Source organism: Pararhodobacter sp. CCB-MM2 (genome assembly GCF_001691415.1).
Taxonomy (GTDB): Bacteria; Pseudomonadota; Alphaproteobacteria; order Rhodobacterales; family Rhodobacteraceae; genus Pararhodobacter.
This window is the reverse complement of sequence record NZ_LRRR01000031.1, coordinates 21,216-44,196: the sequence shown is the minus strand read 5'-3', so window position 1 is coordinate 44,196 and position 22,981 is coordinate 21,216. Positions and strand designations below refer to the sequence as shown.

The window sequence follows — 22,981 nt, the reverse complement described above, 5'->3', positions numbered from 1 at the left end:
CCTGCCCCGGTCGCAGGGGTGACAAGGCATCAGGCCTCTGGTTCTCTGACCGCAAAGCGCGCGCAGACGCGCCCAGTCCGACCAGGAGGCCAGAATGTCCGACCATCCCCATGGGGGCCATGCCGATTTCCAACCCGTCTCGGGTTTCGTGCTGCCCCGGTTCGCCGGGATCCCCACCTTCATGCGCCTGCCGCATATCCCGCTGGACGACCCGCGCCTCGCGCAGGTTCAGGTCGGCCTGATCGGCGCGCCCTGGGACGGCGGCACCACCAACCGACCCGGCCCGCGCCATGGCCCGCGGCAGCTGCGCGATGCCTCGACGATGATCCGCGCGCAGCATGGCATCACCGGCCTCCGCCCGTTCGAGGCGCTGAACTGCGCCGACCTCGGCGACGTGGCCCCGAACCCTGCCGATGTGCAGGACAGCCTGCGCCGCATGACCGAGTTCTATGCTCAGGTGAAAGCCGCCGGGATCATCCCGCTGACCGCCGGCGGCGACCATCTCTGCACCCTGCCGATCCTGCGTGCCCTGGCCGAGGGTCGCAGCGCCGAGAACCGCCTCGGCATGATCCATTTCGACAGCCACACCGACCTCTACCACAGCTATTTCGGCGGGCAGATGTACACCCACGGCACGCCTTTCCGCCGCGCGGTGGAGGAGGAACTGCTTGATCCCAAACGCGTCTGCATGATCGGCATCCGCGGCACCGCCTACGACAACGAGGACCGGGACTTCGCCAAATCGGTCGGCATCCGCGTCATCCCGATCGAGGAATTCCACGCGCGCGGCGTCGCAGATGTGATGGAGGAGGCCCGCGCCATTGCCGGTCAGGGCGACACCTATGTCAGCTATGACATCGATTTCGTCGACCCGGCCTATGCCCCCGGCACCGGCACGCCCGAGGTCGGCGGCCCGACCAGCTGGCAGGCGCTGGAATGCGCGCGCGGTTTGGCCGGCGTTAAGATCGTCGGCGCCGATCTGGTCGAGGTCTCGCCGCCCTTCGACCCCTCCGGCGCGACGGCGTATCTCGGCGTGTCCTTGATGTTCGAGATGCTCTGCGCCATCGTGACCGCGCAGATCTAGGGAGGATCCATGCAGAAAGTTGCCCTCGTCACCGGCGCCGCCCGCGGCATCGGACTGGCCACCACGAACCTTTTCCTCGAAGCCGGCTGGCAAGTGGCGATGATCGACCGCGACGTCCCCGCGCTCGACAGTGCCTCGGCCGGGTTGGAGGGCGCGCGCGCCTTCTATTGCGACGTCTCGCAACCCGCCGAGGTCGAGACGACGATCAAGGAAGTGCTGGCGCATTACGGCCGCCTCGACGCCTTGGTGAACAACGCAGGCGTGGCCGATTTCGGACCGATCGCCGAGACCGACTTCGCCCGCTGGCGCCGCGTGATGGAAACCAACCTCGACGGGGTTTTCCTGATGTCGCAGGCCTGCACCCTGGCGCTGAAAGCCACCAAGGGCGCGATCCTGAACATCGCCTCGATCTCGGGCCTGCGCGCCTCGACCCTGCGGGTGGCCTATGGCACCTCGAAGGCGGCGGTGATCCAGCTGACCAAGCAGCAGGCGGCGGAACTCGGCGAATACGGCATTCGCTGCAATTGCGTCTGCCCCGGTCCCGTGCGCACCAAGCTGGCGATGGCCGTCCACAGCCAGGACATCATCGACGCCTACCACGACGCAATCCCGCTGAACCGCTACGGCTCCGAGCGCGAGATCGCCGAGGTTATCGTCTTCCTGTGCTCGGACAAGGCCAGCTATGTGACCGGTCAGGTGATCGCCGCAGACGGCGGGTTCGAGAGCACCGGCGTCGGCCTGCCCGCCCTGCGCAAGTAAGTCAGGCGCAGAGCCTGCGAAACGCCGCGAGCGCCCGGTTCGACCGGGCCTCGCATTCCGCCGCCGTCGGTTCCGGCATTCGCCCGATCACCCGACGGATCTGCAAATCCCCGACCAGCAAATCTAGGTACAGGCCCAGCGCCTCCCCCCCGTCCGCATAGGACAACTGCCCCGCCGCGCGCGCCTGTTCCAGCACCGCCGCGATCATCGGCGCGATCCGTTCCCGCCCCTCGCTGGCGATGGCCCGGCCCAAGTCGCCCGTCGCATCTGCCGCCGCCGCCCGGTTCAACGCCACCGCCCGCGCGCCCGTCAGCAGCGACAGCAAGACCGGCCCCAGCCGCGACAGCGCGTCCAAAGCGTCGCCGCCTTCCGCGATCTGCGCTTCCAACAGCGCCTGCACCTCCGCCGCGTTCCGGCGAACCAGCGCGTGGAAAAGCCCGGTCTTGTCGCCATACCAATTGTAGAGCGTCTCGTTCGAGGCCTTCGCGCGTCGGGCAATCGCCAGCATCGAGGCGCCCGCATAGCCCTTTTCTTCCAGCACCGCATAGGCCGCCGTTTCGATCTGGGCCTGCCGTTCCGTCCGGTTGTCGTCGCGCATGGGGCCTCCAAGCCTGTTGACTCAATCCGTAATCGGAATTACGGATGATAGCAACCGTACACACAATTACGGTTTTCGAAATGGAGAGAGACATGACCCAGACCGACCGCAAGGCCAATGCCGCCCTCGCCCCGCTGATCGCGCTGCAGCTGATCATGCTCGGCTCGCTCTATGCCGGCGTCGCCCCCCATCCGCCCGCCGCCATCCCGCTCTTCGCCATGGGCCCGTTCCTCGGCGCCTCGGTCGGCGCGGCGGCGGCAGCGATGTTCCTTGGGCCGGGCCAATCGACCCTCGGCCGCGCTCTGGCCCTGCTCGCGGGGGCGATGGCGCTGGTGTCCTTCGGCCCGCAGAAATACCTCGACGTGCAATTCGCGCTGATCTGGCCCGCCGTCATCGCCGCGCAGGCCTCGGTCATCGGCCTTGTCGTGACGCTGCTGGCGCCCTCCCGCCGCCGGGTCGCGCAGCCCGGCTGACCCCTTCCCTTCGGGCCGGGCGTCTTTCATAACCGGCAGATGCAGATGCCCGGCCCCGCCCTTCCCATCGACCCGCTGCTGCCCGAGCTTGTCGCGGCGCTGTCCACCCATGGGCAGGCCGTCCTGCAAGCCCCGCCCGGCGCCGGCAAGACGACCCGCGTACCCTTGGCGCTGCTGCCGGTCACCAAGGGTCGGATCGTCATGTTGGAGCCCCGCCGCCTCGCCGCCCGAGCCGCGGCCGAGCGGATGGCCGAAACGCTTGGCGAAAAGGCCGGCGAAACCGTGGGTTACCGGGTGCGCGGCGAGGCGACGGTCTCGAAAGCCACGAAGATCGAGGTGGTGACAGAGGGCATCCTCACCCGCATGTTGCAATCCGACCCCTCGCTCGACGGCGTCGGCGCAGTGATCTTCGACGAGTTCCACGAGCGCAGCCTCAACGCCGATCTCGGCCTCGCTTTGGTGCTGGAAGCCCGCGCCGCCCTGCGCGAGGACCTGCAGCTGATCGTCATGTCCGCGACCTTGGACGCCGCCCCGGTGGCCGCGCTGATGGGCGACGCGCCGCTGTTGACCGCCGAGGGTCGCGCTTTCCCGGTCGAAACCCGCTGGCTCGACGCGCCTCTCCCCGCCAAGGCCCGCCTGTCCGAGGCGGTGGCGGACCTGACGATGAAGGCGCTCGCGGAGACCGAGGGCGGCGTGCTGGTTTTCCTCCCCGGCGAAGGCGAGATTCGCCGCGTGGCCGCACTGCTGACCCCGCGCCTGCCCGGCGACACACAGCTGCACACCCTCTTCGGCGCGATGGACTTCGCCGCCCAGCGCGCTGCCCTCGCCCCCGCGCAAACCGGCCGCAAGCTGGTGCTCGCCACCTCCATCGCCGAGACCTCGCTCACCATTCCCGACATCCGCGTGGTGGTCGATGCCGGCCAGGCCCGCCGCGCGCGCTTCGACCCCAATTCCGGCATGTCCCGTCTGGTCACCGAACGCGCCTCACTGGCCGATGCCGAGCAGCGCCGAGGCCGCGGCGGGCGCGTCGCTGAGGGGATCTGCTACCGGCTCTGGACCAAGGGGCAGGAGGGCGCGCTGCCCGCCTTCCCGCCGGCCGAGATCGAGACCGCCGACCTGACCGGCCTCGCTTTGGAACTGGCGCTCTGGGGCGCCGCCGACCTGCCCTTCCTGACCCCGCCCCCCGCCGGCCCGCTTGCCGAGGCCCGTGCGCTGCTCCACGACCTCGGCGCGCTCGATCCGCAGGGACGCATCAGCGACCACGGCAAGGCCATGGCCCGCCTGCCGCTGCACCCCCGCCTCGCGCATATGTTGCTTCGTGCAGGCGGGGGTGCCGCCCCCTTGGCCGCGCTCATCGCCGACCGCGACCCGCTCTCCGGCGCGCCCGCCGATCTGTCCCTGCGCCTGAAAGCCCTCGCCGATCCGCGCGCCTATCAGCGCGACCATTCCTTCCCCGTGCGGCGAGAGACGCTGGACCGCATCCGGCAGGAGGCCAAACGCCTCGCCCGCCTCGCCCCCGCCGATCAAGGGCTCGACCCGGCCGAGATGGCCGCCCTCGCCTATCCCGACCGCATCGGCCTCAGGCGCAAGGGCGACGCCCCCCGCTACTTGCTCTCAGGCGGCAAGGGCGCGGTCTTCGACGCTGCCGACCCGCTGGCGCAGACGCGGCTGATCGTAGCCACGGATCTCGACGGCGACCCACGCGAGGCGCGAATCCGGCAAGCGCTGCCGATCTCCGAATCGGCCCTGCGCGCGCTGTTCCCCGATCTGATCCGCTGGGAGGACGCCTGCGAATGGTCGCCGCGCGACAACCGTATCCTGTCGAAATCTCGCGAAAAACTCGGAGCACTGGTACTGGCCGAGCGCAATTGGGATGCCGCGCCCGAGGCCCGCGCCCGTGCCGCGCTGGACGGCTTCCGCGCCTTGGGCATCGCGCAGGTGATGACGCCCGCGGCGCGACGCCTACAATCCCGCGTGGAACTCCTGCGCGCCGAGGGGGCCGAACTGCCGGCTTTCACCGACGCTGCCCTCACCGAGCGCGCCGAGGACTGGCTGCTGCCGCATCTGACCAAGATCCGCACGGGCGAGGATCTGAAGGCGCTCGACCTGACCGACGCCCTGCGCAACAGCCTCGACTGGGAGCAACAACAACTCCTCGACCGCCTCGCGCCCGCGCATTTCACCACGCCCTTGGACCGCAAGGTGCCGATCGACTATTCCGGCGGCCAGCCCGAGATCAGCCTGCGCCTGCAGGAGATGTTCGGCGTGACGGAACATCCCACCGTGGGTCCGCGCCGTCTGCCCCTGAAGGTCACGCTTTTGAGCCCCGCCCAGCGCCCGGTGCAGGTCACGACCGACCTGCCGCGCTTCTGGGACACCTCCTACGCCGATGTGCGCAAGGACATGCGCGGCCAATATCCCCGCCACCCCTGGCCCGAGAACCCGCGCGAAGCCGACCCGACGCTGCGCGCCAAACGCCGGGGCACCTGACGGTGAGCTGGGATTGAGTATTTGGAACAAGGTGAGGGGCAATTTGAGTCAAATTGTCCGCACCTGCGCTGGGCCCGCCCTTTCACTTTGTCTCAAATACTCTCCGGGGTGAGGCCGCAGGCCGAGGGGGCGGAAAGCCCCCTTCTTCAGACCCGCTCGCCCTGCATCAGCTTCGGCTCGGCGGCATTGAGCCCTGCGGCCTCGCGGATGAAGTAGCGGCGCAGTTGCGGCACCGCGTTGACCGCGCCGAGGCCGAGGCCCCGGATCAGCTCCATCACCGGATTGCCGTTGGAAAACAAACGGTTCACCCCATCCATCCCCAGAGCCATCCGCACCACGTCGAAACGGCGCCATTCCTGATAGCGCTCCAGCACGTCGATGGCGGCAATGTCCTCGCCGCGCCGCTGGGCCTCGATCAGCACCTCGGCCAAGGCCGCCACGTCGCGCAGGCCGAGGTTCAGCCCTTGCCCCGCAATCGGATGCACGCCATGCGCCGCGTCGCCGACCAACGCCAGCCGTTCGGCCACGAAGGACTCGGCCACGGTCAGCCGCAAAGGATAGGCGAAGCGCTGGCCCTCCAAGGCGATCTCGCCGAGAAAATCGCCGAAACGGGGCCGGAGCACTTCCAGATACTCGGCCTCCGTCAGCCGGCCGATGGCCTCGGCGGTGGCGTGTTTCTCGCTCCAGACGATGGAAGAACGATTGCCCGGCAGCGGCAGGATCGCCAGCGGGCCGGGCGGCATGAAGAACTGATGCGCGATGCCCTCGTGCGGGCGCTCATGCGAAATCGCGCAGACAAGGCCGGTCTGGCCATAGTCCCAACCCCAACGCTTGATGCCGGCGCGCTGCGCAGTGGCCGAATCGCGCCCGTCGCAGCCGACGATCATCCGCCCGCGCAGCACCCGCCCATCGGCCAGCGTCAGCGAGGCGCCCTGCGGCCCTGTCTCCTGCGCGACGACGCGGGCACCGGAATGCAGCGTCACGCCGTCAGCGGCCTGCATCGCATCGAGGAAGGCGGCGTAGAGATGCCGGTCCTCGATCATCTGGCCCATCACGCCTTCCTCGATCTCCGACGAATCGAACCCGAGCATCAGCGGCGAGGGGCCCTGCCCCGCATGCCCTTGGCTGGCGCGGATGCCGTGGATCGGCTGTGCCTTGGCGCGCAGCCCGGACCAGAGGCCCAGCGCCTGCAGCACCCGCACCGAGGCCAAGGCCAGCGCGTAGGCACGCCCGTCAAAGCGTTCCTCGGCCCGCGATTGGGCGGGGCGCGCGTCCACGACGGCGACGGAAAGCCCGCCCTGCGCCAGCGCGAGGGCCAGCGCCGGGCCGTTGAGCCCGCCGCCCACAATGAGAATATCGGCATCCTGTGTCATGGCCGCCAAACTACTCCTGCGCGCGGGATTGTCCATGCGACCTGCGCGCGCTAGCGTCCCGACCAAGCAGCCGAAAGGGATGGCAATGAGCGAGACATGGCGCAGCATGAGCGCGGGGGCGCTGGGGCGCGGGATCGAGGCCGGGAAGATCTGCCCGCTGGATCTGACCGAATGCTTCCTCGATGCGATCGACAGCCATGAGCATCGCGACCGGATCTACACCACGACCATGCGCCTCCACGCGCTGGAGATCGCCGCTGCCGCGCGCGGTCGCGCGAAGGCAGGGCTGCGGCGCGGGTTGCTCGACGGGGTGCCGGTCAGCTGGAAGGACCTGTTCGACACCGCCGGCGTGCCGACCGAGGCCGGGAGCCTGTTGCTGAAGGGGCGGATGCCTGCGCGCGATGCGCTGGTGGTGGAGCGTCTGACCGGCGCCGGAATGCCGCCTCTGGGCAAGACGCATATGACCGAGCTGGCGTTTTCGGGGCTGGGGCTGAACCCCGTCGCGCAGACGCCGCCGATGATCCATGACGCGGACCGCGTGCCGGGGGGCTCGTCCTCGGGCGCGGCGGCCTCGGTGGCCTGGGGCTTGGCGCCCTTGGCCATCGGGTCGGATACCGGCGGTTCGGTGCGGGTGCCGGCGGCGTGGAACGATCTGGTGGGCCTGAAGACCACCTCGGGGCGCATTCCTGCGACGGGCGTGGTGCCTTTGGCCGAAAAATTCGACACCATCGGCCCACTGGCGCGCACGGTCGAGGACGCGGCTTTGGCCTTTGCGCTGCTCGACGGCTCCAAGGCGCCCGATCTGCGCGGCGCCTCATTGGACGGCACACGACTGTTGGTGCTGGAGAGCGTCGCTTTCGACGACATCCACGCGGGCCCGGCCGAAGGGTTCCAGCACGCTGCGAAGGCCTTGGAGGCCGCCGGGGCCTCGGTCACTCATGGCAAGGTCGCGGCCGTCGAGGAGGCGATGGGCCTCGCCGGCGTGCTCTATACCTCGGAATGCTACGGCATCTGGGGCGAGACCATCGAGCTGACCCCGGACGTGATGTTCCCGCCGGTGCGTGACCGCTTCCGCGCGGGCGCGCAGCACAAGGCGTCGGATTATGTCGCGGCCTGGCGGCGGCTCGACCGGCTGCGCGCCGAATGGCTGGCGGCGACGGCGGGTTATGACGCGGTGCTGATCCCCTCGGTCGCCAGCGTGCCGCCGCGCATCGACGATCTGATGGGCGATCTGGACCTCTTCGCGTCCGAGAACCTGCTGGCCCTGCGCAACACGCGGATCGGCAATTTGATGGGCCTTTGTGCGCTGACCCTGCCGACCGGTGTGAACTGCGCGGGCCTCATGCTGATGGGCCGTCCGGGTGACGAGGCCCGGCTGCTGCGGCTGGGCGCGGCGGCGGAAGCGGCGATCGGGGCGGTTTCCGGCGCCTGAGCCATTGCCTGCCCGCCCGGAAGGGTTAGGGTCCTCCCCGGCGGGTTGTGGGGACAACCTCGCCTTGAGCCGAGGGAGGGCCGACATGGCGCGCAAGCCGAAAACCATCATCACCTGTGCCGTGACGGGCGCGATCCATACGCCGACGATGTCCGAGGCGTTGCCCTATACCTATGACCAGATCGCCGAGCAGGCGATTGCGGCCTCGGAAGCGGGCGCCTCGATCCTGCACCTGCATGCGCGGAACCCGGAAACCGGCGCGCCGTCGATCTATCCGGACGACTTCGCGCCCTTCCTTCAGCGCATCAAGCAAGCGACGAATGCGGTGGTGAACATCTCGACCGGCGGCTCGCTGACGGCCTCGATCCAGGAGCGGATCGCGCCGGCGAAGACCTTCTCGCCCGAGATGTGCTCGATGAACATGGGCAGTCTGAACTTCAGCTTCCACGGGCTGGCCGGGCGCTACAAGGAGTGGAAATTTGACTGGGAGAAGGACTATGTGACCGGCTCCGAGGGCAATATTTTCCGCAATACCTTCAAGGACATCAAGGAAGCGGCCGAGACGTTGGCGCCGCACCGGATCAAGTTCGAGCACGAGATCTACGATGTGGGTCATCTCTACAATCTGAAATTCATGATGGATCAGGGCCACTTCAAGGCGCCGATCTTCCTGCAGTTTGTCCTGGGGATCCTCGGCGGGATCGGCGCGGATGTGGAGAACCTCGTGTTCCTGAAGCGCACCGCCGACAAGCTGTTCGGCGATCAATACCGCTGGTCGGTGCTGGCGGCGGGGGCGGCGCAGATCCCGATGGCGGTGACGGCCAGCCAGATGGGCGGGCATGTGCGCGTCGGCCTGGAAGACAGCCTCTTCATCTCGCGCGGCGAGCTGGCGGAGTCGAATGCTCAGCAAGTCGCCAAGGTGCGGCGGATCATCGAGGAACTGGGGCACGACGTCGCCACGCCGGATGAGGCGCGCGAGATCCTCGACCTCAAGGGCGGCGATCAGGTCGCGTTCTGAGGGCCCCAAACACAGCCGGGCGCGAGGATCTGACACCTCGCGCCCGCCAACCTGTGCATAAGCCAACCCACTGATACAAGGGCCAGAACACGCGGTTGAACCGCCGAAATCCAGCCCGGAAAACCGAGGGCGCGGTGCGTTCTGCACGCGCGCCCTCTTTTCCCTCGTGCCCGTTCCCGCCCGCGAAAGCAGCCATTCGAGCCGCAACATTCCCCGGTCGTTTGTCCTGAACGGACCCCAATACAGGCGCCGCTGACAAGGCAACCTGTGTCTTCCTGCACGGTCATCGGCTCCCCAGCCTGTACCGCATGACCAATCTGCATGGTTAACGTTAACTCTTGGTTACCAAGAACGCGGTGCCCGAAACAATTCGCGCCTCAGGGCAAGATTCTTCACGGCCCCCTCGCCGCGGCGCAGAGAATGCGGGCCAGAAGGCCGGAACGAAAAAGGCGGCCCCGAAGGACCGCCTTTCACGAATTCTGTCCGGACGATCAGTCCAGAATGCCGGCGTGGCGCATGGCGGCGTCGATGGCGGCGGCCGTCTTGCCCGACACCGGCAGCAACGGAAGGCGCACTTCGTTCTCACATTTGCCCAGACGCGACAGGGCATATTTTGCCCCAGCCAGACCCGGCTCCAGGAAGATCGCCACATGCAGCGGCATCAGCTTGTCCTGCAGCTCCAACGCGCGGGCATAATCACCGGCCAGCGTGGCCTCCTGGAACTGCGCGCAGAGCTTCGGCGCGACGTTCGCGGTGACCGAGATGCAGCCGACGCCGCCATGGGCGTTGAAGCCCAGTGCGGTCCCATCCTCGCCCGAGAGCTGGATGAAGTCCTTGCCGCAGGTCTCGCGCTGAAGCGAGACGCGCTCGATCTTGCCGGTGGCATCCTTGACGCCGACGATATGCGGCAGCTTGGCCAGCTCGCCCATGGTCTCGGGCGCCATGTCGACGACCGAACGGCCGGGAATGTTGTAGATGATGACCGGCAGCGTCGAGGCGGCATTGAGCGCGCTGAAATGCGCGATCAGCCCGGCCTGCGTCGGCTTGTTGTAATAAGGGGTCACCACCAGCGCCGCATCGGCGCCGACCTTCGCGGCGTGTTTGAGCAGACGGATCGCCTCGATCGTGTTGTTCGAACCGGCACCGGCGACCACGGGCACACGGCCCTTCACCTTCTTGACGACGAACTCCACGACCTGTTCGTGCTCGTCATGCGTCAGCGTCGGGCTCTCGCCGGTGGTCCCCACGGGAACAAGCCCGTGCGACCCTTCAGCGATATGCCACTCGACCAACGCTTCGAGCGCTGCGTAATCGACCGCACCGTCCTTGAACGGCGTGACCAGCGCGGGAAGCGAACCCCGGATCATGTGTGACTCCTCTTGGCAGTCTGCCGCGGACGGGCCGAAACCTGACCCCTTTGTGTGTTGCGCAGACGTCCAAGCCGACTAGACTCTCGAGCGGTCCTTTTCAAGAGCAACCATGCGTCTCCTGCCTGCCCTCCTCGCCTTTGTCACCGCTCCGATCCTGTCCGACCCGGTCCGCGCCTGGGAGGGCGCCCCGCCGCCGCGCGCGGGCGGGGCCATCGGCGCGCTGGTGAATGCCGTCCGCGTCGGCGATGCCGAGCGCTTCGCCGTCCTGTCCGAAGCGGCGGGGCCGATTGGCGTGCGCATCGCCACCTGGCGCATCCTGCGCGAGGGGATCGCGGGGGATCTGTCGACCTTCGCCAGCTTCGACGCCCATCACGCGCATTGGCCCGGGATGGCGCTGCTGCGCTCGCGCGCTGAGGAGCGGCTGGCCGGCGAGGCGCCCGAGGTCGTGCTGGGCTGGTTTGCCACGCATGAGCCGCAGACCGCGGGGGGCCTGCTGGCCCTGCTGCGCGCGCAGACCGCGACCGGCGCCGACCCAAGCGGCACCCTGCGCGCCCTGTGGCTGGAGCGGTCACTGACCGGCGATATCGAGGCCGATCTGCTGGCGCGGTTCGGCGACCAACTGCGCCCGCTCAACGGAGCCCGGCTGGACGCGATGCTGTGGGAAGGCGAGCGTGACGCGGCCGAACGGATGCTGTCCCGCGTCGGCCGGCCCGAGGCCGCGCTGGGGCGCGCCCGCATCGCGCTGCAGACCCGCGCCGACGGGGTGGATGCGCTGATCGCCGCCCTGCCCGCCGCACAGGCGGCCGATCCGGGGCTGGCGCATGACCGCTTCCGCTGGCGACTGGCGCAGGGATTCACCGATTCCGCCGCGCAGCTGCTGGCCGACCTGCCCGCCGACAACCTCGGCCGGCCCGAGGTCTGGGCGGGTCAACGCGCCCGGCTTGCGCGCCGCGCGCTCGAGGCCGGGGACAACCAGCTGGCGTACCGGCTGGCCGCAAACCATGGGCTGACGGATTTCGGCACCTCAATGGCGGATCTGGAATGGCTGGCGGGCTATGTCGCCTTGCGGCGCCTCGACCGTCCGGCGGATGCCGCCCAGCATTTCGCGCGGCTTCGCAACCGCTCGGTCAGCCCGATCACGCTGGGCCGCGCCGGCTATTGGGAGGGGCGGGCGCTGGAGGCCGCCGGGCAGGCCGATGCCGCCCGCACCGCCTATGAATTCGGCGCGCAATACCAGACGGCCTTCTATGGCTTGCTGGCGGCCGAGCATCTGGGTCAGGACCTCGACCCGGCCGTGATCGCCGCCCCGGAGTATCCCGACTGGCACGACACGGCGCTGGCCTCGTCCGACCTGCTGCAGGCGGCAATCCTGCTGCATGATTCCGGCCAATGGTACGGGGCCCGCCGCTTCACGCTGCAACTGGCCGAGAACCTGACGGACCCCGACCAGCTGGGCGCGCTGGCGCAGCTGTGGTTCGACCGGGGCGAGCCGCATTTCGCGCTGCGCATCGCCAAGGAGGCGATCTCGAAGGGCGTGCTGTTGCCCCGCGCCTATTTCCCGGTGACGGAGCTGGCCGAGGCCGATCTGCGCGTGCCCGCCGATCTGGCCCTGTCGATCGCCCGCCGCGAGAGCGAGTTCGACTACCGCGTGACCAGCCATGCCGATGCGCGCGGGTTGATGCAGGTGATGCCGGCGACCGGTCAGCACACCGCGCGGCGGATCGGCATCGGCTATGACGAGGGGCGGTTGTCCTCGGACCCGGCCTATAACGCGGTTCTGGGCGCGGCCTATCTGGAGGAGATGTCGGATCTGTTCGACGGCACCCTGTCGCTGGTCGCCGCCGCGTATAACGCCGGACCGGGCCGCCCGCGCCGCTGGGCCGAGGAATACGGCGATCCGCGCGATGCCTCGGTCGATCCGGTGGATTTCGTCGAGATGATCCCCTTCACCGAGACGCGCAATTACGTGATGCGCGTGACGGAATCGATCGTGATCTACCGGGCGATGCTGGCCGGGCGCGCGGGCCCCATCGGCTTGACCGACATTCTGCGCGGGCGCGACTGAGGCCGCGCAATGGTGGGGTGAAACCCCACCCTACGGCCTTGACGCGGGGCTGGAAGCGTTGATCTTTCCGGTCATGGCGAAAGGACCGGGCCCATGTCGCACCCTCATGCGCTGACGCGCTTCATCGCGGCCTCGGGGCTGACCAACCTCGGCGACGGGATCGCCACCATTGCCTGGGCCTGGACGGCGACGCTGCTGACGCGCGACCCGCTTCTGGTGGCGCTGGTACCGGTCGCGCTGCGCCTGCCCTGGGCCGTTTTCGCCCTGCCCGCGGGCGTCATCACCGACCGCACCGACCGGCGACGTCTGATCCTGGCGATGGACCTGATCCGCATGACCGCCTTCGCGCTGGCCGGTCTGGTGCTGTGGCTGGCCCTGCCCCTGCCCGACGCGCCCGAGACGGGCACCGCCTCCGCCCCCGCCTTCGCCGCTCTGGTGCTGGCCGCGCTGATCGTCGGTGCGGCCGAGGTCTTCCGCGACAATGCCGCGCAAACCATGCTGCCCTCCATCGTCCCGCACGACCGGCTGGAGCAGGCGAATGGCCGGCTCTGGAGCATCGAGATGACCGGGAACGCCCTTGTCGGCCCGCCGCTGGGGGCCTTGTTGATCGGCCTCGCCTTGCCCCTGCCCTTCCTGCTGAACGCCGGAGCTTACGGCATCGCGGCGCTGATCGTCGCCGGGCTGGTCGGGGCCTATCGCCCTCATCGCCCCGAGCCGCGCAGCTTCCGCGTCGAGCTGGCCGAGGGGCTGGCCTTCCTGCGCGCCTCGCCCTTGCTGCGGGTGTTGGCGGTACTGACGGGGCTGTGGAACCTGTTCTTCCAGATGGTCTCGATCGCGATGGTGCTGCATGTGCAGGAGAACCTCGGCCTGCCGCCGACCGCCTATGGTCTGATCCTTGCCGCGGGGGCCGTCGGCGGGATCCTCGGCGGGCTGGCGGGGGAGCCGATCGTGCGCAGGTTCGGCCCGGCACGAACCGCGCAATGGGCGCTGGTGGTCTCGGCGCCCGCTTTCGTGGGTATCGCACTCGCGCCGGGGGCGTGGTCGCTGGGGCTGGTCTTCGCCGTCTTCGAATTCGCGGGACTGGTGTGGAACACCGTGTCGGTGGCGACGCGGCAGCGGATGATCCCGGACGGGCTGCTGGGACGGGTGAACTCGGCCTACCGGCTGCTGGCCTGGGGGATGATGCCGCTTGGGCTGCTGCTGTCGGGCATTCTGGTCCGGCTGCTCGACGGGCCTCTGACGCGCGAGACGGCGCTGGTTGCGCCCTTCTGGGTGGCAAGCCTCGGGGCACTGGTCATTGCGCTCTGGGGCTGGGGTCCGCTGGGACGGGGGTTGCGCGGGAAGGGGTGAGGGACAGCGTCGGCCCGTGGGGTGGCGCCGCAACGCTTGATCAGGGCGTTCTATCCCCCCAAGTCCGCCTGACAGCTGTTCCGCGCGGGCGGCAACCAAAGCGCCAGCCCGCCGGAACGGGCCGGCGCTGCCCCGGCGCCTTCGGCTTGCCCCGGGCCCGTAGGGTGGGGTTTCACCCCACCTTGCCCGACGCCTGATCCCTGAGCCGCTCCATCAGCGTCTCCAGCTGCTTGCGATACCGCTCGGACAACAGCCGCCCCTCCGCGTCGAACTCCTTCTCCGGCGCCGCCACGAAAACCTCGGGCCAGCTCAAGGGCTCGACCCGATGCGGCACCAACATCCAACGCAGCACGTTCTGCGACCGCTCGCCCCCGGCGCGCCCGCCCGCCGCCGTAACGATGGCCACCGGCTTGCCCGCCAAGGGGTTCGGCTTCAGCCGGCTGAGCCAGTCCAGCGCGTTCTTCACCACGCCCGGCGGGGCCTTGTTGTACTCGGGGCAGGCGAACAGCACCGCATCCGCCCCGGCAATCGCCGCGCCCAAGGCCTCGACCTCAGACGGCATCCCTTCGGCCTCCAGATCCTCGTCGAACAGCGGCAGCCGCAAAGATCCCTCGGTGAAACGGCCCCCGAAGATCCCGGCGGCCTCTAGCATCAACTGGCGATTGTAGCTGGCCGCGCGGAGCGATCCGCATAGGCCGACGAGGGTAAGGTCCGTCATTCAAGTCTCCTTTTGCCGCCAAGCTATCGCAGGCTTGCCGATCGGCAAGCAGGGCTTGCTTGAAACCGGCGCGCCCTTGCGCCACTTTCGCCCCCGATAGCGGAAAGGACCCATCATGCGCCACGGCGGACAAATTCTGGTCGATCACCTGAAAGCCGAGGGCATCCGGCGCGTCTTTTCCGTCCCCGGCGAGAGTTTCCTCGCCGCGCTGGACGGCCTGCACCAGTCGGGGATCGAGAATGTCGTCTGCCGTCAGGAAGGCGGCGCCGCGATGATGGCCGAGGCCCATGCCAAGCTCACGGGCGAGGTCGGCATCTGCTTCGTCACCCGTGGGCCGGGCGCCACCAATGCTTCGGCCGGCATCCATATCGCCAAGCAAGATTCGACGCCGATGATCCTGTTCGTCGGCCAGATCGACACCGGCCACCGCGACCGCGAGGCGTTTCAGGAGGTCGATTACCGGCAGGTCTTCGGGGGGCTCGCGAAATGGGCCACGGAAGTCGACGACATCCGCCGCCTGCCGGAATACCTCAGCCGCGCCTTCCACCTCGCGCAATCGGGTCGCCCCGGCCCGGTGGTCATCGCCCTGCCGGAAAACATGCTCTCCTCGTTGGCCGATGTGCCCGACCTGCCGCCGCGCAAGGCTCCGCTCTCGGTTCCAGCCGAAGCCGAGACCGCCGCGATCTGGGACGCGCTGAAGGGCGCCGAGAAGCCGCTCCTCGTCGTCGGCGGGCCGACATGGTCCAAAGAAGCCGCCGCCGATCTGGGCCAGCTGGCCGCAGCCACCGGCCTGCCCGTCGCCGTCACCTTCCGCCGTCAGGACCGGCTCGACAATCGCCACAAGAACTACGTGGGCGACCTTGGCGTCGGCATGAACCCCAAGTTGGGCCAACGCCTGCGCGACGCCGATTTGGTGCTGGTGATCGGCGGGCGCCTCGGCGACACGGCGACCAATGGCTACGAGCTGATGGACCCGGCCGCCCCGGGCAAGACCATCCTGCATGTCCATGCCGATGCCGATGAGCTGGGCCATGTCTGGCGCCCGGATCTGGGCATCGTCTCGCCCGCGCCGGCGATGATCGCGGCGCTGAAGACCTCGGTGCCGCAAGGCCTGCCCGATTGGTCCGCCTGGACCGAGGCCACCCGCGCCGAGTATGAGGCCTTCGTCACCCCGCGCGAGACCCCCGGCGATGTGAAGCTGGAGCAGGTGATGCGCTGGCTGTCCGACAACGTCGAGGACGACGCGGTCGCCACCAACGGCGCCGGGAACTACGCCGCCTGGATGCACCGCTACTTCCGCCCGCGCGCCTATCCGGGGCAGCTCGCGCCGACCTCGGGCAGCATGGGCTATGGCTTCCCCGCCTCGGTCGCCGCCAGTCTGGAGCGGCCCGGTGCGACGGTGCTGTGCTTCGCCGGCGACGGCTGCTTCCAGATGACGATCAACGAGATGTCGACCGCCCGCCAGTACGGCGCGACGCCGATCGTCATCGTCGCCAACAACGGCCGCTACGGCACGATCCGCATGCACCAGGAGCGTCATTACCCGGCGCGCGTTTCGGGGACCGAGCTGTTCAACCCGGATTACGCGGCCCTCGCCCGCGCCTATGGCGGCCACGGCGAGACCGTGACCCGGACCGAGGATTTCCCCGAGGCCTTCGCCCGCGCCAAGGCCGCCGGCACCGTCGCGGTGATCGAACTGGTTCTGGACCCCGAGGCCCTGTCGCCCGGTCAGGAACTCAGCGCCGCCCGCGCGCAGGGCGAAGCCGCCAAGAGCTGACCCCGCCCCCAACCACGCAAAAGGGCGCGCCTCAGGCGCGCCCTTTGTCATTCCGTTCCGCCGGCGTCAGATCCGGAAGCGCAAAAGGCTCCGGCGGCCGTCGCGCATCAGTTCGACCTCCCAATAGCGGGCAGGATCGCGCAGCACCCGGTCCAGCTGCGCCGTGTCATTCACCGCCTGACGGTTCACCGACAGCAGCACATCGCCACGCTGCAACCCGGCACGGGCGGCGATATCTCCGGCCTCGACCACCACCACGCCTGAGGCCTGCGGATCGAGCCCGTGCTCGGCCGCGACGGCGGGGTTGATCGTCTCGGCCACCAGACCGCGCAGGGCGATGCCCTGAACCTCAAGCCGGTTGCGGGCCGGCGTCTCAGGCGGGGCCATCAACGCCACGGTGCTCTCGTGCTGATCCGAGCCGCGCTGCCAGCTGACCTGCGCCTCACCGCCGATCCCGCGGGCCGAGAGGCGGAACATCATCTCCTGCGGCGAGTTCACCGCGTCGCCATCCACAGCCAGCACCACGTCGCCCGGCTGCAACCCCGCCTGCGCCAGCGGGCTGTCCGGGTGCATCTGCGTGATTGCCACGCCCTGCGGCGCGCCAAGGCCCAACCCATCCGCCAGCGCGGCGTCGACCGCCTGCGCACTCACGCCCATCCACGGGCGCTGGAAGCGGGTCTCGCCGCCCTCGGCCTGCGCGACGACCTGCGCGACCAGATTGGCCGGGATGGCGAAGCCGATGCCGTTGGAGCCGCCGGAGCGCGTCAGTATCGCCGAGTTGATGCCGACCAGATGGCCCTGCATATCCACCAGCGCCCCGCCCGAGTTGCCGGGGTTGATCGCGGCATCGGTCTGGATGAAGTAGCCCGTGCCCGAGCCCACCGCGATGCCCGAGCGCGCCAACGCCGAGACGATGCCGCTGCTGACCGTCTGGCCCACGCCGAACGGGTTGCCGATGGCGAGGACGAGGTCGCCGACCTCGATCCGGTCGCTGTCGGCCAGCTCGATCGCCGGCAGATCCTGCGCGCCGCGCAGCTTGAGGATGGCAAGGTCGCTTTCCTCATCCGCCATGATGACATCCGCTGCGAACTCGCGACGGTCGTTGAGAACCACCCGGATGTCATCCGCATTGCCGACGACATGAAAGTTCGAGACGATGATGCCGTCCGACGACAGGATGACCCCCGACCCCAGCGCGTTCTGCACCCGCGGCGCGCTATGGCCAAAGTCGCGGAACAGCTGGCCGAAGACCGGGTCGTTGAAGAATGGGCTTTGCTGGGCCTGCACGACGCGACGAGCATAGATCGAGACCACGGCCGGCGCAGTCTGCCGCACCACGGGGGCAAAGCTGAGCTGGATCTGCGCCTGACTGCCCGGCACCTGCTGCTGCACCACGGCCGGCTGGACCGAGGCCGAGGCCTGTGTCGGAGCGGCGGGCGGAATGGGCGAGACAGGGGGCGGCGCGGCGTTCTGGATCGATTCAGCGCTGACGGGTGGGAGCGCCTGCATCGCTCCGATGGTCAGCCCCACCCCCGCGACGGCCCCGACAAGGACCAATCCGATGATGCGCATACCTGCCTCCGATAACAATCGATGAGGGCAGAATGGTCATGCACCCCGCAGGGTGCAAGACGTGTCACGCGAATGGGAACGGGACCTCAGGTCAGCCAGACCGCCGCAAGACCGATCAAGGCCGGCACGCCCTGAACGTAAAAGATCCGCCGGCTGGCCGTCGCCGCGCCATAGGTGCCGGCGACCAGCACGAACAGCAGGAAGCAGCTGGCCACATTGCGCGCCCAGTCCGCGTCCGAGATGACCAGCGACCAGAACAGGCCGGCCGCGAGGAAGCCGTTGTAGAGGCCCTGGTTCGCCGCCAGCACCTTGGTCTGCGGGAACAAGTCGCGCGGCAGAGAGCGGAAGGCGGCGGGGCCGCGGCTCTCCCAGGCGAACATCTCCAGCCAGAGGATGTAGACATGCAGCAAGGCGGTCAGGGTGACGGGGATCATGGCGATCCAGGACATGGGCTTCCTCCGGGAATGATGGGCCGACGGTATCCGCGCGGGCGCGGCCGTCAAGCCATGGAAAAACCCCCGCAGCCGGGCTGCGGGGGTCCTGTCCGGGCCGGCAAGCGGCGCGGGACTTATTCTTCCGAAGCGTCCTCGGCTTCGAGACGGGCCTTGTCGGCAGCGCCTTTGGCCGAGACGTCGCGCTCGACGAACTCGATGATCGCCATCGGCGCCATGTCGCCATAGCGGAAGCCGGCTTTCAGGACGCGCAGGTAACCACCGGCACGTTCTTTGTAGCGCGGGCCGAGGACTTCGAACAGTTTCGCGACGTCCTTGTCTTCCTTCAGCATGGCCGCGGCCTGACGACGAGCGTGCAGGTCACCGCGCTTGGCGAGGGTGATCAGCTTCTCGACGATCGGACGCAGTTCCTTGGCTTTCGGCAGAGTGGTCTTGATCTGCTCGTGCTCGATGAGCGAGCCGGCCATGTTGGCGAACAGCGCCTTGCGGTGTTCGTGGGTGCGGTTCAGGCGGCGGTAGCCACGGGCGTGACGCATGGGTCTTCTCCTAAGTGCGTTTTGCTTTGTGTTGCTCCCCGTGCGTTGCGGGAAGCGTCGTTGGGGCGGGATGCCCAGGGTGTTCCCCGGCTGGACCGGGCATTGGGGTAAGGTGGGGTTGAACCCCACCCTACATCTCGTCCCGCGTAGGGTGGGATTTCATCCCACCAGTCGCGGCAGCGTGAGCTTCTCAGAACTGGTCTTCGAAGCGCTTCGCCAGATCTTCGATGTTCTCCGGCGGCCAATCCTCGACTTCCATGCCGAGGTGCAGGCCCATACCCGAGAGCACTTCCTTGATCTCATTGAGCGACTTGCGGCCGAAGTTCGGGGTGCGGAGCATCTCGGCTTCGGTCTTCTGGATCAGGTCGCCGATATAGACGATGTTGTCGTTCTTCAGGCAGTTTGCCGAACGGACCGAGAGCTCCAGCTCGTCGACCTTCTTCAGCAGCAGCGGGTTGAACTCCAGACCGTCGTCGTCAGCACCGCGGCCGGCCGCTTCGGGCTCTTCGAAGTTCACGAAGACCTGCAGCTGGTCCTGCAGGATGCGCGCGGCGAAGGCCACGGCGTCCTCGGGGGTGACCGAGCCGTCGGTTTCGATCTTCATCGTCAGCTTGTCGTAATCCAGCACCTGACCTTCGCGGGTCGGGGTGACTTCATAGGCGACCTTCTTGACCGGCGAATAGATCGCGTCGATCGGAATGAGACCGATAGGCGCATCTTCCGGGCGGTTCTTGTCGGCGCCGACATAGCCTTTGCCGGTGTTGACCGTCAGCTCCATGAACAGCTCGGCGCCGTCATCGAGGTGGCAGATCACATGGTCCTTGTTCAGGACTTCGATCCCGTTGGTGACGGCGATATCGCCGGCCTTCACGACCGAGGGGCCGCGCGCCGAGATGGTCACACGCTTCGGGCCGTCCACTTCCATCTTCAGGGCAACGCCCTTCAGGTTCAGGACGATGTCGGTCACGTCCTCACGGACGCCGGCGACCGACGAGAATTCGTGCAGCACGTTGTCGATCTGGACCGAGGTGATGGCGGCGCCTTGCAGCGACGACATCAGCACGCGACGCAGCGCGTTGCCCAGCGTCAGGCCGAAACCGCGCTCGAGCGGCTCGGCGACGACGGTGGCTTTCCGCGAGGGATCGGCACCGGGACGCACATCAAGCTGCGCGGGCTTGATCAGTTCCTGCCAGTTCTTGTGGATCATGGATTGGCCTCCATACTTGTGACCGGCTCATGACCGTAGCCGGACACGCCCGAGGGTCTCTCAATGACAGAATCGGACCGCGCCATGGGCGCGGTCCGACTGTTTCGTAGTGGCGTCAGACGCGGCGACGCTTCGGCGGGCGGCAGCCGTTGTGCGCCAGCGGGGTCACGTCGCGGATCGAGGTGATCGACAGGCCGGCAGCGGCGAGCGCGCGCAGAGCCGATTCACGACCCGAACCCGGGCCCTGGACTTCGACTTCGAGGGTGCGCAGACCGTGTTCCTGGGCCTTCTTCGCAGCGTCTTCCGCAGCGAGCTGAGCGGCATAGGGGGTCGATTTCCGCGAGCCTTTGAAGCCCATGGTGCCGGCCGACGACCACGAGATGGCGTTGCCTTGCACGTCCGAGATCAGGATCTTGGTGTTGTTGAACGTCGAGTTCACATGCGCCACGCCGGCAGCAATGTTCTTACGCTCTTTGCGCTTGACGCGCGCGACTTTGGTATCACGAGCCATTGGTCCTGCCTCCCCTTACTTCTTCTTACCAGCGATGGCCTTCGCCGGACCTTTGCGGGTGCGGGCGTTGGTGTGGGTACGCTGGCCGCGGACGGGCAGGTTACGACGGTGACGCAGGCCACGGTACGAGCCGATGTCCATCATACGCTTGATGTTCATCTGGACTTCGCGACGCAGGTCGCCTTCGACGGTCAGGTTCGCGTCGATGTATTCACGGATCGCCAGAATTTCGTCGTCGGTCAGCTGGTTCACGCGACGGGTCGGGTCGATGTTCAGAGCGGCCACGATCTGGTCAGCGGTCGCAGGACCGATGCCGGTGATGTAGGCCAGCGCGATCGGAACGCGCTTTGCGGTAGGGATGTTAACGCCAGCAATACGTGCCACGCGGTTTCTTCCTTCTGTTGCGGTTCCGTAGTTCCAGAACCTTTTTTCACAACACGAGCCTGCGGGGCCGTGCCAAGCGAAAAGACCCCTTGAATACCATCCAAGAAAACGACCCGAGTTGGCGGGCGACTCGGATCGCTGGGTCAGGCGCTCCGGGTAGGCGGTTTTCGGCCGGGCGTCAAGAGCCGGCCCCATCTGTCAAGGGGTTTTCTGCCGGATCCCGCGCAATGGCCCTGCTCAACCGGGGCATGCGAAGAACGTCATCGGCTGTTCGCTGCCATCATACAGGACGGCACGGGGGGATTCCAGCGTCTCGATCCGGAAGGTGAAGAGCTGCGGCGTGATCAAGCCGGGCTCCTCGCAATAGCCCAGATGCGTCGTGATCGTGCCCTCGGGCGCGGTCAGATCCAGCGCCGGCTCGAAGGCGCAATGATACTCCACCCCCTCTATCCCTTGCGGCCCAAGCGCCAGCGCACCAGTGTCGGACATCGCCGGGACCAGAGCCTCGCCATCTCCCAGCATCGGGCAGATTTCGGTGTTCGAGACATAGAGCCCGTCGCGCCCCAGGAGGGCCTCCGGCTCGGGCGATTGCGCCGTCGCAGGGACAGGCAGAAGCATGGCGGCAGTCAGGATAGCAGTACGAAACATGGAAAACACTCCAGGATCAGCGAGCCCAGAGGGTAGTCCTATGCGGGGCCGCATCAAGAGGATGGCACCGTGCGGATGTCGTCCCAGCGCTCGCCTCAACAAGGCCGGCGTCAGGCCGCGCCGAGCCCACCGTCAATCTCAACCATCAATCCAACCATGCGAGCCCCCTGGCCTTTCGCATGGCGCCGCTTGATCGTTGCAGGCTCCCCGTACACCCGCAGCGCCTCGACCTCTGCGTCCGGCAATCGCCGCAGAACAAATTCCTCCCCGGCACGGACCTCCATAAGCGCCTCGTCCTCGCGCCGCAGGTACACCGTTGCAAATCGCAATTTGGCGGCGTTGCGCTCGTTGGCCTCCCGGCGAAAGCGGCCGGCTATATGGTAAGTCTCAGCCCCTTTCACCAACTCGAACCCGCCACCATCCCCTGAGGCGAACAGCGCTGCGGCGACCAGCGTTGCATCCATTGGCACACGCAGACGCAATTCAGGTTCCGGTGACCACGCCGGCATACGAACGAGCGAGGTGCCCGCGACTTCGCAAGTCCCCGCACCGCTCCATTGATCCCAAAATGCCACACCACGACCTTCACGCGCATACTGCCGGGACACGCGCCTCCCCGACCAATGCCCGCCCCCTCGCGGAAAGAAACTCCATAAAGGCCGTATCCACCGCATAGTGCTGCCGGTCTTGATAGAAGTCCTCACCCAACGCTTCGATACCTGCCGCCTCGCAGTACTCGGCATTGGGCTCAGCAAACGGAACCTTCCAGGCGTCTAGCAACTTACGCAGCCGTATCCGGTAGCGCTTCCCTCCCCCAGACGCCGCTTCCGCTTGGTTGGTCAACAATAGAGCGCCGACACGAACCCCCATTTGCGCACAATGGGTCAAGAGAATCTCGAAATACGACAGAAGTCCCTGAGCATTATGAGGTGAACGGCGGAGTTGGTTGATGTCGTTCAGACAATACTCCCAAAGCAGGACATCCCCAACCTTGAGATCCGCCGTGAAAAGAGCTCGGAACAGAGCGGTGATCGAATGTGTTCCACCGATAGACAGATTTACGACCGACCCATCAATCGGATCGCTGGAAAAGACACGGGTCCAACCATCCTTCAGGATGCTGTTGGACCCGCCGCAGATGTAAATAGTCATGATACCCCGAAC

22 protein-coding genes are annotated in these 22,981 nt (G+C 67.7%); 9 read left to right on the top strand and 13 right to left on the bottom strand.

Features of this window, described 5'->3' with window-relative positions; genetic code table 11:
• Positions 1-94: 94 nt before the first annotated feature.
• Together BCY78_RS20515 and BCY78_RS20510 are read left to right on the top strand one after the other, a co-directional pair.
• A complete protein-coding gene (locus BCY78_RS20515) occupies positions 95-1,084 on the top strand; it encodes an agmatinase (RefSeq protein ID WP_068305562.1) in 990 nt (329 codons plus the stop codon).
• Positions 1,085-1,093: 9 nt separating this feature from the next.
• On the top strand, positions 1,094-1,843 hold the full coding sequence (locus BCY78_RS20510; protein ID WP_068305560.1) for an SDR family NAD(P)-dependent oxidoreductase: 750 nt from the start codon (positions 1,094-1,096) through the stop codon (positions 1,841-1,843).
• Between the two features lies 1 nt (position 1,844).
• On the opposite strand, the gene BCY78_RS20505 is transcribed toward BCY78_RS20510, so the two are convergent.
• A complete protein-coding gene (locus BCY78_RS20505; protein WP_068305558.1) occupies positions 1,845-2,441 on the bottom strand; it encodes a TetR/AcrR family transcriptional regulator in 597 nt (198 codons plus the stop codon).
• 92 nt (positions 2,442-2,533) lie between these two features.
• Here BCY78_RS20505 and BCY78_RS20500 point away from each other — a divergent pair, with 92 nt between their 5' ends.
• Both BCY78_RS20500 and hrpB read left to right on the top strand, forming a co-directional pair.
• Positions 2,534-2,914, top strand: a complete 381-nt coding sequence (locus BCY78_RS20500; RefSeq protein WP_068305557.1) for a hypothetical protein — start codon at positions 2,534-2,536, stop codon at positions 2,912-2,914.
• 39 nt (positions 2,915-2,953) lie between these two features.
• On the top strand, positions 2,954-5,404 hold the full coding sequence (hrpB, locus tag BCY78_RS20495; protein WP_233499456.1) for an ATP-dependent helicase HrpB: 2,451 nt from the start codon (positions 2,954-2,956) through the stop codon (positions 5,402-5,404).
• Between the two features lie 146 nt (positions 5,405-5,550).
• Here the strand turns inward: hrpB and BCY78_RS20490 are convergent, their stop codons facing one another.
• Positions 5,551-6,777 carry an FAD-dependent monooxygenase gene (locus tag BCY78_RS20490; RefSeq protein ID WP_068305552.1) on the bottom strand — a complete coding sequence of 409 codons (1,227 nt, stop codon included), beginning with the start codon at positions 6,775-6,777 and terminating at the stop codon, positions 5,551-5,553.
• A gap of 85 nt (positions 6,778-6,862) precedes the next feature.
• Here BCY78_RS20490 and BCY78_RS20485 point away from each other — a divergent pair, with 85 nt between their 5' ends.
• Positions 6,863-8,209 (top strand): amidase, encoded by a 1,347-nt coding sequence (locus BCY78_RS20485; RefSeq protein WP_068305550.1) that lies wholly within the window; start codon positions 6,863-6,865, stop codon positions 8,207-8,209.
• Positions 8,210-8,294: 85 nt separating this feature from the next.
• Positions 8,295-9,227 carry a 3-keto-5-aminohexanoate cleavage protein gene (locus BCY78_RS20480; protein ID WP_068305548.1) on the top strand — a complete coding sequence of 311 codons (933 nt, stop codon included), beginning with the start codon at positions 8,295-8,297 and terminating at the stop codon, positions 9,225-9,227.
• A 491-nt stretch (positions 9,228-9,718) separates the two neighbouring features.
• Here the strand turns inward: BCY78_RS20480 and dapA are convergent, their stop codons facing one another.
• Positions 9,719-10,594, bottom strand: coding sequence for a 4-hydroxy-tetrahydrodipicolinate synthase (gene dapA, locus BCY78_RS20475; protein WP_068305547.1), 876 nt, complete (start codon positions 10,592-10,594; stop codon positions 9,719-9,721).
• Between the two features lie 112 nt (positions 10,595-10,706).
• Between dapA and BCY78_RS20470 the strand changes: the two genes are divergently transcribed.
• Both BCY78_RS20470 and BCY78_RS20465 read left to right on the top strand, forming a co-directional pair.
• On the top strand, positions 10,707-12,662 hold the full coding sequence (locus BCY78_RS20470; protein WP_068305545.1) for a lytic transglycosylase domain-containing protein: 1,956 nt from the start codon (positions 10,707-10,709) through the stop codon (positions 12,660-12,662).
• A 93-nt stretch (positions 12,663-12,755) separates the two neighbouring features.
• The gene (locus tag BCY78_RS20465) at positions 12,756-14,012 is read left to right on the top strand and encodes an MFS transporter (protein ID WP_068305543.1); all 1,257 of its coding nucleotides are present in this window, start codon (positions 12,756-12,758) and stop codon (positions 14,010-14,012) included.
• 172 nt (positions 14,013-14,184) lie between these two features.
• Here the strand turns inward: BCY78_RS20465 and BCY78_RS20460 are convergent, their stop codons facing one another.
• On the bottom strand, positions 14,185-14,730 hold the full coding sequence (locus tag BCY78_RS20460) for an NADPH-dependent FMN reductase (protein WP_068305542.1): 546 nt from the start codon (positions 14,728-14,730) through the stop codon (positions 14,185-14,187).
• A gap of 115 nt (positions 14,731-14,845) precedes the next feature.
• Here BCY78_RS20460 and BCY78_RS20455 point away from each other — a divergent pair, with 115 nt between their 5' ends.
• The gene (locus BCY78_RS20455) at positions 14,846-16,507 is read left to right on the top strand and encodes a thiamine pyrophosphate-binding protein (RefSeq protein ID WP_068305540.1); all 1,662 of its coding nucleotides are present in this window, start codon (positions 14,846-14,848) and stop codon (positions 16,505-16,507) included.
• A gap of 66 nt (positions 16,508-16,573) precedes the next feature.
• Here the strand turns inward: BCY78_RS20455 and BCY78_RS20450 are convergent, their stop codons facing one another.
• The 9 genes from BCY78_RS20450 to BCY78_RS20410 all read right to left on the bottom strand — a co-directional run bounded on the left by BCY78_RS20450 (position 16,574) and on the right by BCY78_RS20410 (position 22,969).
• Complete coding sequence (locus BCY78_RS20450; RefSeq protein WP_233499455.1) at positions 16,574-18,079, bottom strand: Do family serine endopeptidase; 1,506 nt, start codon at positions 18,077-18,079, stop codon at positions 16,574-16,576.
• Between the two features lie 86 nt (positions 18,080-18,165).
• Positions 18,166-18,528, bottom strand: coding sequence for a DUF1304 domain-containing protein (locus tag BCY78_RS20445; RefSeq protein WP_068305538.1), 363 nt, complete (start codon positions 18,526-18,528; stop codon positions 18,166-18,168).
• A 119-nt stretch (positions 18,529-18,647) separates the two neighbouring features.
• On the bottom strand, positions 18,648-19,067 hold the full coding sequence (gene rplQ / locus BCY78_RS20440) for a 50S ribosomal protein L17 (protein WP_068305536.1): 420 nt from the start codon (positions 19,065-19,067) through the stop codon (positions 18,648-18,650).
• A gap of 190 nt (positions 19,068-19,257) precedes the next feature.
• Complete coding sequence (locus BCY78_RS20435; protein ID WP_068305535.1) at positions 19,258-20,274, bottom strand: DNA-directed RNA polymerase subunit alpha; 1,017 nt, start codon at positions 20,272-20,274, stop codon at positions 19,258-19,260.
• A 115-nt stretch (positions 20,275-20,389) separates the two neighbouring features.
• On the bottom strand, positions 20,390-20,785 hold the full coding sequence (gene rpsK, locus BCY78_RS20430; protein WP_068305533.1) for a 30S ribosomal protein S11: 396 nt from the start codon (positions 20,783-20,785) through the stop codon (positions 20,390-20,392).
• A 15-nt stretch (positions 20,786-20,800) separates the two neighbouring features.
• Positions 20,801-21,169, bottom strand: coding sequence for a 30S ribosomal protein S13 (gene rpsM / locus BCY78_RS20425; RefSeq protein ID WP_068305530.1), 369 nt, complete (start codon positions 21,167-21,169; stop codon positions 20,801-20,803).
• Positions 21,170-21,406: 237 nt separating this feature from the next.
• Positions 21,407-21,817 (bottom strand): hypothetical protein, encoded by a 411-nt coding sequence (locus BCY78_RS20420; protein WP_139103249.1) that lies wholly within the window; start codon positions 21,815-21,817, stop codon positions 21,407-21,409.
• 110 nt (positions 21,818-21,927) lie between these two features.
• Complete coding sequence (locus tag BCY78_RS20415) at positions 21,928-22,281, bottom strand: hypothetical protein (protein ID WP_068305527.1); 354 nt, start codon at positions 22,279-22,281, stop codon at positions 21,928-21,930.
• Positions 22,282-22,402: 121 nt separating this feature from the next.
• Entirely contained in the window at positions 22,403-22,969 is a 567-nt protein-coding gene (locus BCY78_RS20410; protein WP_068305525.1) for a hypothetical protein, read from the bottom strand.
• Between the last annotated feature and the right edge of the window lie 12 nt (positions 22,970-22,981).

Bases quoted from the DNA above. Each gene is read 5' to 3' on its own strand.
- BCY78_RS20485 (WP_068305550.1), top strand. From the start codon at position 6,863: ATGAGCGAGACATGGCGCAGCATGAGCGCGGGGGCGCTGGGGCGCGGG.
- rpsK (WP_068305533.1), bottom strand. From the start codon at position 20,785: ATGGCTCGTGATACCAAAGTCGCGCGCGTCAAGCGCAAAGAGCGTAAG.
- hrpB (WP_233499456.1), top strand. From the start codon at position 2,954: ATGCAGATGCCCGGCCCCGCCCTTCCCATCGACCCGCTGCTGCCCGAG.
- BCY78_RS20500 (WP_068305557.1), top strand. From the start codon at position 2,534: ATGACCCAGACCGACCGCAAGGCCAATGCCGCCCTCGCCCCGCTGATC.
- BCY78_RS20470 (WP_068305545.1), top strand. From the start codon at position 10,707: ATGCGTCTCCTGCCTGCCCTCCTCGCCTTTGTCACCGCTCCGATCCTG.
- BCY78_RS20465 (WP_068305543.1), top strand. From the start codon at position 12,756: ATGTCGCACCCTCATGCGCTGACGCGCTTCATCGCGGCCTCGGGGCTG.
- BCY78_RS20490 (WP_068305552.1), bottom strand. From the start codon at position 6,777: ATGACACAGGATGCCGATATTCTCATTGTGGGCGGCGGGCTCAACGGC.
- BCY78_RS20435 (WP_068305535.1), bottom strand. From the start codon at position 20,274: ATGATCCACAAGAACTGGCAGGAACTGATCAAGCCCGCGCAGCTTGAT.
- BCY78_RS20455 (WP_068305540.1), top strand. From the start codon at position 14,846: ATGCGCCACGGCGGACAAATTCTGGTCGATCACCTGAAAGCCGAGGGC.
- BCY78_RS20410 (WP_068305525.1), bottom strand. From the start codon at position 22,969: ATGACTATTTACATCTGCGGCGGGTCCAACAGCATCCTGAAGGATGGT.
- rplQ (WP_068305536.1), bottom strand. From the start codon at position 19,067: ATGCGTCACGCCCGTGGCTACCGCCGCCTGAACCGCACCCACGAACAC.
- BCY78_RS20510 (WP_068305560.1), top strand. From the start codon at position 1,094: ATGCAGAAAGTTGCCCTCGTCACCGGCGCCGCCCGCGGCATCGGACTG.
- BCY78_RS20445 (WP_068305538.1), bottom strand. From the start codon at position 18,528: ATGTCCTGGATCGCCATGATCCCCGTCACCCTGACCGCCTTGCTGCAT.
- BCY78_RS20515 (WP_068305562.1), top strand. From the start codon at position 95: ATGTCCGACCATCCCCATGGGGGCCATGCCGATTTCCAACCCGTCTCG.
- BCY78_RS20505 (WP_068305558.1), bottom strand. From the start codon at position 2,441: ATGCGCGACGACAACCGGACGGAACGGCAGGCCCAGATCGAAACGGCG.
- dapA (WP_068305547.1), bottom strand. From the start codon at position 10,594: ATGATCCGGGGTTCGCTTCCCGCGCTGGTCACGCCGTTCAAGGACGGT.
- BCY78_RS20450 (WP_233499455.1), bottom strand. From the start codon at position 18,079: ATGCGCATCATCGGATTGGTCCTTGTCGGGGCCGTCGCGGGGGTGGGG.
- BCY78_RS20415 (WP_068305527.1), bottom strand. From the start codon at position 22,281: ATGGATGCAACGCTGGTCGCCGCAGCGCTGTTCGCCTCAGGGGATGGT.
- BCY78_RS20420 (WP_139103249.1), bottom strand. From the start codon at position 21,817: ATGTTTCGTACTGCTATCCTGACTGCCGCCATGCTTCTGCCTGTCCCT.
- BCY78_RS20480 (WP_068305548.1), top strand. From the start codon at position 8,295: ATGGCGCGCAAGCCGAAAACCATCATCACCTGTGCCGTGACGGGCGCG.
- BCY78_RS20460 (WP_068305542.1), bottom strand. From the start codon at position 14,730: ATGACGGACCTTACCCTCGTCGGCCTATGCGGATCGCTCCGCGCGGCC.